Source organism: Anaerolineales bacterium (assembly GCA_015075725.1).
In the GTDB taxonomy this organism is placed as follows: domain Bacteria; phylum Chloroflexota; class Anaerolineae; order Anaerolineales; family Villigracilaceae; genus Villigracilis.
Map to the genome: position 1 here is coordinate 309270 of JABTTV010000001.1, position 14904 is coordinate 324173.

The 14904-nt window shown below is 54.9% G+C and carries 11 protein-coding genes and 1 other RNA gene; 3 read left to right on the forward strand and 9 right to left on the reverse strand.

All coding sequences use genetic code 11. The features are described from left to right. Window positions 1-233 precede the first annotated feature (233 nt). From HS100_01440 to HS100_01480, 9 genes are all read right to left on the reverse strand, one after another. Window positions 234-1001: a DUF1349 domain-containing protein gene (locus HS100_01440; GenBank protein ID MBE7432558.1), complete on the reverse strand. Its 768-nt coding sequence runs from the start codon at window positions 999-1001 to the stop codon at window positions 234-236. 31 nt (window positions 1002-1032) lie between these two features. Continuing rightward, complete coding sequence (locus HS100_01445) at window positions 1033-1569, reverse strand: hypothetical protein (protein ID MBE7432559.1); 537 nt, start codon at window positions 1567-1569, stop codon at window positions 1033-1035. Between the two features lie 8 nt (window positions 1570-1577). Beyond that, the gene (locus HS100_01450; protein ID MBE7432560.1) at window positions 1578-2117 is read right to left on the reverse strand and encodes a hypothetical protein; all 540 of its coding nucleotides are present in this window, start codon (window positions 2115-2117) and stop codon (window positions 1578-1580) included. Then, window positions 2114-3067: a hypothetical protein gene (locus HS100_01455; protein MBE7432561.1), complete on the reverse strand. Its 954-nt coding sequence runs from the start codon at window positions 3065-3067 to the stop codon at window positions 2114-2116. Before HS100_01455 ends, HS100_01450 begins: the two co-directional genes overlap by 4 nt. 14 nt (window positions 3068-3081) lie before the next feature. Next, on the reverse strand, window positions 3082-5133 hold the full coding sequence (locus HS100_01460; GenBank protein ID MBE7432562.1) for an Ig-like domain-containing protein: 2052 nt from the start codon (window positions 5131-5133) through the stop codon (window positions 3082-3084). A gap of 337 nt (window positions 5134-5470) precedes the next feature. Further along, window positions 5471-8410, reverse strand: a complete 2940-nt coding sequence (locus HS100_01465) for a TIR domain-containing protein (protein MBE7432563.1) — start codon at window positions 8408-8410, stop codon at window positions 5471-5473. A 135-nt stretch (window positions 8411-8545) separates the two neighbouring features. Further along, window positions 8546-11803 carry a GAF domain-containing protein gene (locus HS100_01470; protein MBE7432564.1) on the reverse strand — a complete coding sequence of 1086 codons (3258 nt, stop codon included), beginning with the start codon at window positions 11801-11803 and terminating at the stop codon, window positions 8546-8548. 3 nt (window positions 11804-11806) lie between these two features. Beyond that, window positions 11807-12214, reverse strand: a complete 408-nt coding sequence (locus HS100_01475) for an ATP-binding protein (GenBank protein ID MBE7432565.1) — start codon at window positions 12212-12214, stop codon at window positions 11807-11809. Between the two features lie 65 nt (window positions 12215-12279). Next, a complete protein-coding gene (locus HS100_01480) occupies window positions 12280-12615 on the reverse strand; it encodes an STAS domain-containing protein (protein MBE7432566.1) in 336 nt (111 codons plus the stop codon). Window positions 12616-12887: 272 nt separating this feature from the next. Between HS100_01480 and HS100_01485 the strand changes: the two genes are divergently transcribed. The 3 genes from HS100_01485 to ffs all read left to right on the forward strand — a co-directional run bounded on the left by HS100_01485 (window position 12888) and on the right by ffs (window position 14861). Further along, the gene (locus tag HS100_01485) at window positions 12888-13328 is read left to right on the forward strand and encodes a response regulator (GenBank protein ID MBE7432567.1); all 441 of its coding nucleotides are present in this window, start codon (window positions 12888-12890) and stop codon (window positions 13326-13328) included. Window positions 13329-13338: 10 nt separating this feature from the next. After that, complete coding sequence (locus tag HS100_01490; protein MBE7432568.1) at window positions 13339-14721, forward strand: PAS domain S-box protein; 1383 nt, start codon at window positions 13339-13341, stop codon at window positions 14719-14721. A 41-nt stretch (window positions 14722-14762) separates the two neighbouring features. Continuing rightward, window positions 14763-14861: signal recognition particle sRNA small type (ffs, locus tag HS100_01495), an RNA gene on the forward strand. Window positions 14862-14904 lie beyond the last annotated feature (43 nt).

Below are 14904 nucleotides of genomic sequence, written 5' to 3' on the forward strand. Positions count from 1 at the left end.
CAAAATCGTTCTAAAATCCCCCCGGCATAAAGATTGGAATTCGACCACCGACGACAAGCTATGCGCTACCGTCAGTGGTCAAATAATATTGGCAAGACCTGTTAAGTAACCCTACGGCACTATGAGGATAATGATCTAAAAACGAGAAGGTCACGTCTGAGACGTGACCTGTTTTTTTGCCTGCGGGATAGTTTGACCAGTGAGCTTACCGGTAAATCTCAATTCATTTATTGTCAAGGGGTTTGTATCTCCAAATAATCAAACTCGGCGTATGCCCCTGCGGTTTGTGCCTGGGCGGCAATCAACCCGATCGAGACGGGCTGGCGGTCCACAGTATGACTGCCGATCAGGACCCAGTTGACACCGTCAGTTTGATAGTATGCTGTGTAAGTATTTCCCTGACGGGCGATCCGTAGAACGCTCTGAGCGCTGGAATTTGCCGCGCCAAAATTACTGCCGACGGGCAGGCTGTTTTGCAAGTTATCGAAGTAAAACCCACCCCCGGGGCAGTTTCCCAAATTGCAAAAAGCGCGCCCGGCTTGCACAAGGGACTTCTCATCGAATAAAACGATCAACCCGGCAAATTCAAAGTTCTGCGACGGCGAAAATTTCAACGAGGTACGGATATCGAAATCACCCTGCGGCGCGGATGTCGTCAACACATTGGCGGGTAACCCGCTTAGATAACTGCTCGTGGATACATTGATTCTCAGCCAGCCAGGCGCCGCGGTCAGCGACCAGTTGGCATCGTCCTGCCTCAGCCAGGTCCAGCCGATACCGGGCGAAAGTTTGCCGTCGAACTCCTCGCGGATGGTGTTCGAAAATTGAGTAGAACCTGCCAGTTGAGTCGGGTTCTGCGCCGCCGGGCTGGCGGCGAAGGGGATATCCGGCGTGGGCGGCAAGGCGTTGACAGTCGGTTCGGCGGGCGCCGCAGAGGGCAAGCCGCATGCCAGAGCAGACAATAAAAGGACGACCACTGAAATAGAAATTCGGGATTTCATTTTGTTCAGTTCTCCTTGTTCATTTTAGGGATTACTTGATTGTAACTACCAGTTCGAATGTCCCGCTGTTATCGGAGCATTCCCAATCGTTTACGGTAAAGAACAACTCGCCGTCTTTTTGGGCTGTAAACTCCACCGCGGTTCCCACGCGGAATGGCTGTAAATCTCCCAGCCTTCCAACCAAGGTACCGTATCCCGATCCCGGCAGGGGGCAATTCGCTTCGACACAGATATTCTGAGCCTGTCCGTTCGGGTCGTTGAAACTGATCGGGTTTTCATTCCATGTGTTAATCGTTCCTGAAGCGGTGATATTAATCACCTGCCCGGCAGTTAAGGTAACATTCGGCCCCACCCAGCAGTCTGAGGCAGGGAGACTCACATTGAAAACCGATTGCGGCGTATCTGATTGCGCAGGAGAAGGTTGAGAAGTCGGGGCCGCTGCGAAAGGAATATCAGGTGTCGGTGGCAGGGCAATTACCGTTGGCTCGGTAGTAGCGGCGGAAGGCAATCCGCACGCGAGGGTGGATGCAAGTAATACAGCGAGCGAAAGAAGGGATTTGATTTTCATTTTTCTCCTTATTGAACGAACAGCCATCCGCCTGCAATCAACAGGAGGATGCCAACAACCGTAATGATCAGACCGCGTAAACGAAAGCCAAGATCCGTCCAAGCGTTTCGTTCTTCGGGGCTGTGCGCGCTCCCGGTTATTAAACGGATCAGCCCGAAAAGCAGGGTGAAGAATCCGAAGACCATCAGGAAGACGCCCAAGCCGCGTTTGCTCTTCACGAATTCGCCGAGAAGTTCGCCCGCGTTATCTGGTGTGAACCAATCCCATACGGCGAAGACGATCAAGCCTGCGCCGAAGAGGAAGATGATGACTCCCAATAGGCGGGCGGAGAGTCCCGAATAGGATTCGCGGCGGCTGTACAGGCGGTCGAAGAGTTGAATCCGTCCCTGGATGAGGGTATCCCCGCCGAGCAGGAGGGCGAAGACGCCGAAGATTCCGATGGCAAGCGGAATGAGGATCGGCATATCGAACTGTTCGGAAAGATACGCCATCCCTCCCGCAATGACTATTACCGGAATCGCAAGTTTCTCGACGAATCGCATAGTCACGGTTTGCTCACGCATACAAACGTGGTGTCGTTGATCTGCCACCAGTTGCAATTATTGGCGGTGCAAGTCCGCTGGTCGGTGAACGCGTTACAGGCATCGGTTTGACCGCCGGGACTGCCGCCCGAGGACGAGCCACAAGCCTTCGCTTCGATATCCGGGTTGACCGGCGTGCGCAGCGATGTATCTCCGTCGCTTTGTTGAACGACGACCTGATAGCCGATGATGGCAGAATCGAATGGGATCGAGTTTCCAAACAGCGCGGGCATGCTGATCGTGCCGCGATACAAGTCATTACCGATTGGGCTCATGCCGACACTTTGAAACTCACTGCCGTTGAATTGGTAGAACAGCGTCACAGCTGCGATTCCCTTCGAGGCGGTGGCGCGCGCGGTGACGACTGTCTCCTGCGGTCCGCACGATGAATCGCCGACATACACCACCCAAGTCGAAACTTCGGTGACGGTGAGTTCGTCTGGCACGGAAGGCACGGGTGTAAGGGTCGGTCTGGGAGTCAGAGTCAGGACCGGGTCCACGGGTTGAGGCGGGGCAACTTCCCCATCCGCGCCGGGGATGATGAAATAAGTCTCGGCGTATCCGCTCCAATCTCCAGAGTTATCCTGCGCGCGTAATTGAAGCGCGTATGTGCCAGGTTCGGTGACGGCGCAGTCGCGGGTGAGTGTGACAAGCGATGCCGAAGTCTCTGGGCTGGGAACGGATGCCGCATTCCCGTTGATGAACAGTTCGAAAACCGCGATGCCATTCGGCGACGCGCCATGAGCGACGATGGCGCAGGGGTTGGGGGGCCAGAAGACCGTGCCGGGCAGGGGCGCATCGAACCAGGCTTGGGGCGAATCGGGTCCGATGAAATCGGAGGAATCAGCGGACGGGGAACAACCACCGAGTCCCAGCATCAGGATCGCCATCGTGAGGAAAATGTTTTTTGCTCTCATGGTCTCCTCCTTTCTTATGGAGGGGCAAAATAGTAGATGTCGAGTTGAAAATTACTCAATGCAGAGACGCACCACGAACTATTCGTCTTGTTCGAAGATGTGTCTGGAAGGGAGGGGAACCAGCCGCGCAGGACAAACCCGTGATTGCCGGAGGGATTCTTCAACCATTTTTCCACGATCGCAGTGACATCCGCCTGGGGAGACGTATATTGATTGACCGAAACGCTAACGCCTTGATAGGGCAAAACGCCTTTCACCCAATGATCGGCATCCACCATCCCGCTCCAGCTTTGATTCACCCCGGCGACAGAAATGACACAGGAACTCGGTTTGGGGCTGGCAGACGCGCCGGGATGATAAGCCTGCCAGACCGGCGTGAAGCGCAAGACTGCCTTTTGAATGACCGACCCGGACGGGATCTGCGTTGGGCTGGCGAATTTGATTCCGCCCTGATAATACTCATCCATATAACAGTAAGAGACGCCGATCGAGCCGTCCTGTTTGTGGATTCCCGCGCCGACGAAGACCTCCCCAATCTGACTCCCAAAGCCGGGCAGACTCCCCGGTCCGCCGCTGTGCAGCATGTGTTCCTGGGTATACCCGCAGCCTTCATCCGAGCCGTCGCGAAGCACATCCTCAGTCGTCAGCCAATCGGTGACCTGGGTCAGGGTGAGCTTGGTCGCATATTTATTATCGCCGGGGCAATACCAGGCCGCGACCGAAGGCAGGACGCTGGGCTTGTTCACATAGGCTTCGACCTGATAGCACTTCCCCCCGCCCCAGGGCAGGGGCACCGCCGCCACTCTATTTCCCTGCGGACCGATGTCGCGCAGAAGTTTTCTACTGAACGTCGCCGTGTCGTATTCATAGACGCGATAACCGTCCACTTTGTCGTACCAAATGCAATAGCCGGGCCAGCAGACCTTCGGCGCCCACTCCCATTCGAGGATCAGGTATTGCTTCACCTTGGCATTCAGCAAATTATTGCAAAGATAAGGCGTGATGATCAGGTTGCCGTGCGATTCGCAATCCTGGCTGTCCTTCGGCTCGCGCAGCAGAAAAGGCGGCGGGACGGCTTTGATCTCGTCTTCGAGGAACTGGTCTTCCTTGATCGGCGGGACTTTCGGGATGCCCGTCAATATGAATCCGCCGCCGTCTATCTTCACTTCGTTGGGAGGCTTCAAGACATCGAATTGAGACTCGCCCTGCCCCAGGTATTTCAGCACGGAACCGATCCAACCCCAACATTGCGCTTGAATAACGCTTTTTTTGATCGGGAACGACACTTTGGTCTGGATATAGGGAATGAATTCATCGAGAAAACTGAACGGGGGTTTGGGCATCTTTATCCAAACGCCGTTCCCGGTGGACGTGTAGCAATATGATTTATCCACCGGTTCCTTGGGTTTGAAGGTCCATGTGATGACGGTGTAGATCGGGTCGAAGACCTGTCCCCCCTGTCCGCTTCCATTCCCGGACCCGTTCCCTGATCCCGCGCCCCCGACCGGAATCTGCACCGGATCCCCGCCCGGCAAAGGCTGGTTTGGATCCAGACCCGGATTCGCCGCCGCCATTTGATCCGGCGGGACGCCGTATCCCGCGCCGATCTGCCCCAATGTTTGGCCCTCGTTTGCATTGGTCTTCAGCAACCCATCGCCCGCCAGCACGTTGAGAACCACCACCTGCGAAAAACCGACCTGACCCTTGACATCCATCGCCTGCGCGTAGAAAGAATGGATTCCAAGAGGCCAGGCTTGCCACGTCCATGAGGCGGTGGAGGGCGCGTCCGTGACTTTGCCGAGGGATTGCCCGTCGAGAAAAAGTTCCACGCTTTGCAGCGCATCCGGCGCGGTGGATTGAACCGTCACAGATACGAAATCCCCAACGCTCACTTCATCGCCATCCGCCGGGGATGTGATGACCGAGATAATGGGAGAGGAAATAGCATGATCCAGCCCGGCGGATCGGGAGCCAACCAGCCACCACGCTCCCCCGAGCAGGAGGAGCAGAAGCAGGATTCCAAGTCCGCCCAGCAAACATCCCCAGCGTGAAGAACGATTTTTCATAACCGTCTCCTTTTAGGAAATTCAAACCGAATCATTCTTAATCGAATGAAGCGCGCCTGAAATAGAACATTTAGACTCGTCATCAACCGAGTCTCGTCCGGAACCGATAGATAAGTTTTAGCGACAGATGGTGGGGCGATATGCAAGAGCGGAATTCCAACCGATAAATCAATTCCTTGGACTTTCTATATTTCAAAATACTATAGCATTCACCCTCCGATTACAAGTCCCCCCGAGGTCATGGCATACATCGGCTTGGTGAAAATCCGGACAAAACTGACGGATTAATGTTTACGGATTCATTCGGAAACGATTGAAAAGGGGGATTATCCATTCCTTACGGCACAGGCAAAGAGGGACACAGCAGCCTGTATTCCTCGTCGTCGAAGAAAGATGCCCACTCCGCGGCGCTGAAGTTTTGAAGAAGGCGGCTGCAAGCCACAGTTACAATATTCGCTTCCGAGATCTCCGTCAATGAAGAAATATCGAAAAACCGCAATGTTCGCATGGAAGCGGCGTACAGGGTTTTTCCATCGGCGGAGAAGGCTATGTCCACTGTATCACCGTTCTGACGGATGCGATGAACCTCCATGCCTGACTGCGGATCGAAAATCAAAACGCGGTCGGTCCCGCCAAGGAACAGGCGCTGCCCATCGGGGGTGAACGAGATCGAAACGGCGGGATGACCCGTCACAGAATTTTGCAACTTGAATTCGTTCCCTTCCATACGCCAAAAGGATATAGTCCCCGATAAGGAACTTGAAACCAGAAGATTCCCGTCGGGATGAAACGCCAGCAAGTGATTCAGGCCGGGCGATTCCAATTCGCCGATCACAGATTTTGCAGCCGGGTCGAAGAGCACGATGACATCCTCCATGCCGATGGCGAGAAGGTTAGCGGAAGAAACAGCAATGGCATAGACAGGCTGATCAGCTTCCCAGAGGAGCCCATCCTTCCCTGATACGATGCTGCGAGTCTGGATAAGCCCTTCCTCACTGCCCAGGTACAAGGAGGAGCCATCCGGGGAAAAAGCCAGGCTCTGAGAGGGACCATTATCGATAAGAGTTCCCGCCCTGCCTGAAGGAATCGCGATCGTGACGACGTGTCCCTCCGCGGTCGAGACAGCCAACATTTTCCCCGCCGGGTCCATCACCATTTCCCAAACATCGTCGTCGAAGAAATCGATCAGCGGGTCGGTGGGCGGATCCGTCGGCTGGGGGAAATTTTCGGGGTCGAGCAACCAGACCTGGCCCCCGGTCGAAGCGGAGAACCAATCCCCTTGCGGGCTCATTTCCACTCTTTCGATAAATTCATCGAATCTCACATAACGTGTATTCGATTTGATGGTGGAAATATCCCACAAGGATACATGACCGAGCTCGTCCCCGGCGACAAGATACGAACCGTCACCGCTGAACTCCAAAACAATTCCCTCCCCTACGAGGGGAATTTGGAACATCTCAGCGCCGTCCGCCGCGCTCCAGACCCGCACGGTGCGATCCGATCCGGTGGAGGCGATCCACAATCCGTCCGGGCTTATTTTGACATCGTTGACGATGCTGTCTTGTAGTAGTCGCAATCGCTCCTCGCCCGTTTCCGCATCCCAAACGCGGATGCGGAAATCGTTCGATGCTGTGACGAACCAGCTGCCATCCGGGCTGAATTCCACATCCTCTACCCAATCCTCGGCAAGGACTTTCAACATCTGTTCGCCTGTGGACGGGCTGGTCAGCACGGCGCAATTATCCGTGCCGCCCGATAGCAACGCAAAACCATCCGGGCTGAACGTGAGGTCGCGCACTTCGCCGGAATGCGCCCCACCGGTAATTATCTCTCTCGACTTCAGATCCCAAAATGTGACCGCGCCCGCGTCTGACCCTGCCGCAAAGAGATTTCCATCGGGGCTGAACGCCGTCACGCTCAAACTGCCAAAGACTGAGAATTCACCTGCAAATTCATAGGATGACATTTTGACCAGGGAGATGCGCGCATCGTCACGGGCAAGGGCAAGCAATTCGCCATCCGGGCTGATATTCACGCTGAAGACCGGGACGCCATAATTAAGTTCCTTAAGCACCTCACCCGATTCTGCATCCAGGACCAGAACTTGCCCTGAGGATGCGCTTGTGACCAGAACCTTCCCATCGGGACCGAATGCCGCATCCAAAACGGACCCGGAACTGGTCGAGCAAAAGAGGCTTTCCCCGCTCTCGAAGCGCACCAGACAGGCTGTGCCGTCATCGCTGGCGGTAACAAACGTATCCCCTCCGGGGCTGACTTTAATCGCAAGGATCGAACCCTCATGCCTTATGTCTTTCACAGGCACCGGCAGCAGACTGATGTTTTCACGGAGAATTTCCTCCGCCTCAAAAGACGGAATCCTCTGAAATGAATCGACGGCAAGCAGGGTGCTGGTGAACAATCCCCCGGTTCTCGATTGATAGATCTGGGCGCGCGCGGCGCTTCGTTGTGCATTGGCGATCGCCGCGTTCTTGTCCGCAGCGGCTTTTGCGATCAGGGCGGCGCGCGCATTGCTCTCGGCGGTCTTCTGATTGCTTTCGGCAATTGCGCGTTGATTTTGAGCTTCGTCGGCGTTTGCCAGCGCAACCTGCCGCTGGTTCAAAGCAAACAGGGAAAGAACAAGCATGATTAAAATGGCCAGCGCAGCTGAGATCCAGGTAACCGTACGTACCCGTTCGCTCCTCCGGCTAAACTGGACATATTGCCTTTGCAATTCGGACGGAGCCGGGTCTTTGCCCTCTTTCGTAAAGATCATCCGCGAGGTATTGCGCAGATCGCCGCCGCGTAAAAGCAGGCTGGGATCTTTTTTACGATCCCATTCCAGAGCGCGGACTTGCAGACGGCGGTGTTCCTGGAGCCAATCCAGATCGAGATTGATCGCCACCTTCACTTTTTCCAAACCGGCGGCAAAATCCTCGTTCTCCCGCATGAAGATCCAGTTCAGGTTGCGAATGACATCACGGGTGGACTTTGGGTCCACATCCCGTACCACGATCGGGATGATGCGTTTTGCATTCTTGTGCGCATGTTCCAATTCCACGTTGCAGACTTCCGAAGCGACCGAATCCGGGCTGACGAGAAAAATGAATGCGTCAGCCTGTTCGATGCCCTGCAGGATCTGGTCCAACCACCCCACAGCAGGCGGGATATCCTCCCAATCCACCCAGACGTCCAACTCGATCGATCTGAAGGAGTTCATCAACGTATGCGCGACCTTAGAGTCTTTTCGCGAATAGGAAATAAAAATACCGGTCATTCGGAGCCTGCTTTCTGAAACTTATATATCATGAGTTGGGATTATACCTGCCGATAAGCATGAAAATTCCCTCGATATCCGAATTAATGCTATGACAATTACGCTCGATTATAAAGATGATCTGATCTAAATGATTTACGCAACCATCCGAATCGCCATCATTGTCAAATCATCACTCAACGGAAGCGGGTCGACAAATTCATTGAGGCATTCTTCGATGGATCGAATGACCTCCTCGGCGGTGTCAACCGTTAGCGACGCGATCACGTCCAACAGGCGTACTTCACCAAATAAGTCGCCGCCTGGAGAAAACGCCTCGGTGAGTCCATCGGTATACAACAACAAAATATCGCCTGCAGAAAACGCCAGGGTTTTTTCCTCGATCACCGGCTGTTCCACTACGCCGAGAGCAATCGAGGTGCGGGTCAATTTTTCCAATCCCCCGTCGGTCTTCACCCAGAATGGAGGATTGTGCCCTGCATTCACATAGGTAAAGGTCCCGGCTTTCAGATCCAATTCACCGTACACGGCAGTGATGAACATGCCTTGATGCGTATCGGGCAGAAGAGAATCATTCACGCGGCGCAAGGCTTCCGCAGGCGATGATGTCTCCGTCACCGCTGCGCGGATGAGGGTGCGCGTCAACGCCATGAACAAGGCGGCAGGCATGCCCTTATCCGCCACATCCGCAATGAAGATTCCAAGTTTGTCATTCGGCAGGTCGATCACATCGTAGAAATCGCCGCCCACCTGCCGCGCAGTGCGCCAGCGTGCCGCGATCTGCCAATTTGGATGGGTCGGCAAAACGCTTGGGATGAATGTCTGCTGGATCTGGCGGGCCAGCTGCACTTCCGTTTCGAGCCGTTCGCGCACCACCATTTCCTGCTGAAGCAAATCATTTTGAATCGCAAGCGCAGCCTGCTGCGCGATCCCGTTGATGATCTCGAGCCGCCGCAAACGGAACCGGCGCGCATTCTCGTCCTCTTCGATCAACATCACGCCGAAGATATCGTTCTTGATGGTCAGCGGGACGGCGATCAACAACCGGTCTGCATTGACCGTATCCGCCTCGCGCCCCGCCGCGGGTTGAATCTCCAGCCAATCCTTCGGCTCCGCCCCAGGCTCGAGCGGATGCGTAACCAGGGAGTTCCGTTCCAATGCCCAGACCACAAAGGGAAACTCCGCAAGCGGAAGCCTTTTTTCCGTAAGTAAAGTCTCTTCCTCTTCAGAGAGACCATATTCCTGCGAAGCCTGTAAAGTCTGATATTCCATATCGATGCGGTACAACACGACGCGCTTGACACCGACAAGGATCGGCATGATACGGATGATCGAACTGAGGATCTCATCCAATTCGCCGGGGCTGACGACCGCCTGCGCCACTTGCAGCAATGCCGCCGAGGCGTACGCCTGCTCCTGCGCCGAATCGAACAGACGGGTATTCTCGATGGCAACCGCCGCATAATTCGCAAAGGTGCTGGCAATGGCGCGCGCTTCATGTCCGTAACGTCCCGATGTGTGATGCGCCAGAGTCAACACGCCAAGCGGGCGGTCGCCCACCCGAAGCGGCGCCACAATGGAGGAGTAATCCGTGTCGAAGCCGGCGGTTAGACCGGTCAATCCCATTGGGTCTTCCGGGCGGCGGATCAACGGAAGGTCAGATTCAATAGCCTCCACCATCGCAAAAGCCGATTCGGGATTGGCAATGCACATGCGTTCAAGCTGGTTTCCGTCGATGCCGTGCACGGCAGAAAGACATAACTCCCCTTCCTGCAAAAGCCAGATGGACGAAATATCCACAGGCAGGTTGCGGTCCAATTCAACAAGGATCATTCCGAGTACTTCGTCCAAACCGGCATTGCTGGAAACAAGCCCCGCCACTTCGCGCAGACTATCTGCCACCTGCCGCCGCCATTGCTCGGAACGGTAGAGGTCCGCGTTGCGGATCGCGGCTGCCATCGTATCCGCCACGGCTTCGAACATCACGCGGTCGTCTTCGGTGAACGCATTCAGCTTATCCGATTGAATATCGAGCAAGCCCATCACCTGATCGTTGAAAATCAAAGGGACGCACAGTTCGGATTTTGTATTCCTCGGCGGCAGCGGCGAGTGCACATAACGCTCGTCCTTGGATACGTCGTTGGCAAGGGCGGTCTTTCCATTCCGCCCCACCCAGGGCATGATGCCTATTTCACCATCGAGCGGAATGGTAAAACCTTCGAGATGTTTGCTCCGTTTGCCGCTCCCGGCTTCATACATGATCAAACGGCGGTTCGGGTGGACGGTGAAAAGTGAAACATGAGGATAGCCGAATTTTTCGTGGATAAGATTTGCCGCATCGCGCATCAATTGCGAAAGTTCAAGAGTGGAAGTGACGCTCTTACTGACTTCGGAAACGAGAGTCAATTGATTGGCGCGGCGGCGCAGGTCGCTGTATAGCTTTGCGCCGTCCACGGCGCGGGCGATGTTATCCGCCAGGGTACGCAGAATGAGCAGATCGATGGGATGGAATGCATTGAGCTGGTTGCTTTGCACATCCAGAGCGCCAAGCACACGGTCTTCGATCTTGAGCGGAATGACGACCTCGGATTTTGTTTCCGGCAGGCTGTCGATGAAGCGGAAACGCCTGTCGGCCTGGACGTTATCGCAGACGATCTCAGTCCCTGTGCGCGCGGCTTCGCCGATGAGCCCCTGACCTACCTCCACTTCGAGGGCGATCGACGCTTTGCGCCTGCCCTTGCGCGGAGCGACGGCGCTGGCGCGGAATTTCAATTTTGTATCGTTCGGTTTGAGAGTGAAGAAGGCGACGTAATAAAAATTGAAGGTTTCCTGGATCAACTTGGTCACCTGGGCGGAAAGTTCATCCACATCGAGCACGTTGGCGATCTTTGCGCTGACCTCGCGGACAAGATTCAATTGACGCAGGCGAAACTGTTCCACTTCAGCGCGGTGCGAAGCGAAAAGATTCACTGAGACGATCTGTCCCAAACCTTGCAGCAGGTTTAATTCGTCTTTTGAAAATTCAGGTCCCTTGGGGCGGGTGATCTGAAGCGCTCCCAGCGTAACCCCCTGATCCCCGAGCGGGACCGAGGCAAAAGTCTGGCGTGCGGCGGCGGATTTTCCTCCCCCGTTTTTTTTGACCAGCTTTCCGGTTTTGATCGCCCGCTTCATCCCCTCGAGCGAGGGCTGGGACGGGAACAATCGACCCTCCTGCCAGTCAGGAAGGCGAAAGATCTCCTCCCGGATCCAGACATTCACCTGGCCTGCGATCAAACGACCCGCCATCTCGACGATCCGGTCGCATTGTGCGCCGAGGGAGGTCCCGCTGCGTAGCTGTCCGCCGAGGTTGGCGAGTTGAAGCCAATCCCATGAAGATCGGGTTGCGGCCCACACGCATCACTCCCTTCGTTTGGTCATGGTCAACAGATTGCCAGACCTCGAAGATTCGTAATAAACGGTGTCCATCAATTTCCGCATCAAATATACCCCCAGCCCGCCGATCTGGCGTTCAGACAGGTCGGCCTTGAGATTGGGTTCTTTCACCGAAGAGGGATTGAAGGATTTGCCTGTGTCGCGCATTGTAATGACGATTTGATCGCCCTTCATATCGCAGGTCATGAATAGCGAGGCGTCGGATTCGCCTTCATAGGCATGTTCGATGATGTTAGATGCAGCTTCATCGGCGGCAAGCTGCAGGGAGTAAATGGACTTCTCCGAGAATCCTCCACCGCGTGCGACCTCGGCGACCATGTCGCGGATCTCATCCAGAAATTCGAACCTGGCCGGGAATATGGATGCTGGCATAAAGAAATGACATGCCGCCTCTGAATCGTACGAGACGGCATCGCATGGTTCAGTGCGCCCCTGTATCAGAAACTTCCCACAGCGGTCACGGGATCATCGAAGGTTTTGAAGAGTTCAGTGAATCCCGCCAGTTCCAACGCTTCACGGATGCGGTCAGGGACGCGGACGAGCACCACTTCACCGCGGTTGTATCGTTTGCAATTTCTCTGGGTGGCGAGCAGAGCACGGAAACCGGCGCTGGACATATACTCCAACTCTTTCATATCGAGGGCGATCTTAAAGCGGCCATTGTCAGTGGCTTTCTCGAGTGCTTTGGCGAATTGGGGCGCTGTTGCGCTGTCAACCCGTCCTTTGACAACAAATAGATCACAATGCTTGAATTCCTGAGTGGTGATTTCCATAAATGTCTCCTCCGGCGGGGGATTGTCTATTGGTGAACGGCGAAATTATATCACGTCCCGCAATCAGGTTCATCGAAAACGCCGGACAGAGATCCTGCGACGAAACCAATGGAAGGATGCGATCCCTTGAATAAAACCGACCATGCGTGGTTGTGTTCATTCTTATCGGAAACTGAAACGAACGATTCTTCGGAGAGCGAATAAAATTACCGTTTGAACCCGCCTTCTAAATTGTCAAATCGTTTACAATATGTCGAGTAACAGGAGAGAGTATGATTGGTGAGCCGATTTTGGTCATGCTGGTCGAAGACAACGCGGATCACGCGGAGCTTGTGATTCGGACGATGGAGAATCATCCCATCCCGACCAAGATTCTTCATATCTCCGACGGGGAATCCGCCCTCGATTACCTCCTGCGCCGCAAATCCTACAGCGACCCCGATAACAGCCCCCGCCCGTATATCATTCTCCTGGACCTGCGCCTCCCCCGGGTGGACGGACTGGAAGTCCTGCGCGTGATCAAGGAAGGGGAAGAACTCCGCAACATTCCCGTGGTCATTCTGACCACTTCCGAGGCGGAAAAAGATGTCATGCAAGCCTACGATAACTATGTCAACAGTTACCTCGTCAAACCTGTGGGATATGAAGAATTCAGCAATCTGATGAACGATCTGGGCGGTTATTGGCTGGGCTGGAATAAACGGATGCGATAGTCCCATTGTCATGGCGAACGAGACACTGCAAATCCTCCTGGTTGAAGACGAAGACCCGCATGCCGAACTGATCCAACGCGCCTTCGAAGACCAAACTTCCGAGTTTCAAATCCATCGCGTCCGTTCCCTTTCGGAGGCGAGGGAATATCTACGCGTTCATCAACCGAATCTGATCATTGCGGACTGGCGGCTCCCGGACGGGGAAAGCATGGAACTGCTTCCGAACACGCGCGATCCCCTCGCCACACCCATCATCCTGATGACCAGTTACGGCAATGAACGCATCGCTGTGGAAGCGCTGAAGTCCGGCGCGCTGGATTATGTGGTGAAATCCCCCGAATCCATGCTGGACATGCCCCACGCCGCAAGAAACGCGATCGCCCATTGGAAGGCGCGGGCAGACCGCATACGGATACAAAACGCCCTGACCGAAAGCGAAGCGCAGTTCCGTCTCCTCGCTGAGAACGCCACCGATATGATCGCACGACTCACCACCATCGGCGAACTGTTCTATGTTTCTCCAGCCTGTAAAACCATTCTGGGTTACCTTCCCAACGAACTCAAGGGGATGAAAATCTTCGACCTGATCCATGAAGAAGACCACGCATCGATCAGGGAATTGTTCGAACAAAACCCCGGAGATTCTCCTTACACGGTAGCTTTTCGCGCACGACACAAAAAAGGCACCTTCGTGTGGCTCGAGACCTCTGCCCGCGCGATTCTCGATCCCGTCACAAAACGGGCAGTGGAGATTCAATCCGCCTCCCGCGACATCACAGAACGGAAACACGCTGAAGAGGCGCTGCAATCCGCCCACAATCAACTGAGCGAAGCCTACGAGAGGACAATCGAAGGCTGGGTCCGCGCGCTCGACCTGCGCGACCGCGAAACCGAGGGACATACTCAGCGGGTCACAGAGATCACACTCAAAGTCGCGCGCCAGCTCGGATTCAGTGAGGAGGAACTCTCCCACATCCGGCGCGGCGCACTCCTGCATGATATGGGCAAGATCGCAATCCCGGATGAGATTCTTCAAAAACCCGGACCTCTCAATGAAGCGGAATGGGAGACCATGCGCCGCCATCCCATTTATGCCTACGAGATGCTCTCACCCATCGAGTACCTTCGTCCCGCCCTTGAAATCCCCTTCTATCATCATGAACGCTGGAACGGCTCAGGGTACCCGCACGGGCTCTCCGGGAAAAAGATCCCGCTTTCGGCGCGGCTCTTTGCGATCGTCGACGTCTGGGACGCGCTGCGAAGCGACAGACCGTACCGCAAAAAACTGCCGCGCGATCAGGTGATCGATTACCTGCGGGAAAACTCAAACCTTCTTTTCGACCCTGAACTGGTGGATCTATTTCTCAGGTTCGTCGAGACCAATAGGCTGTAATTTGACACTCTTCCACCTCATCGGGTATGCTTGCACCGTCCGGGCAGGCCCGGCGCGGCGAAACCTTTCGAACTCCGCCAGGATCGAAAGATAGCAACGGTAAGGAAGAGTCTTCGGGTGCCGCCGGTCTCCTGCCCGGATATTTTTTTATATATGCTCGTGAGGGAAAATATATCCGAAAGG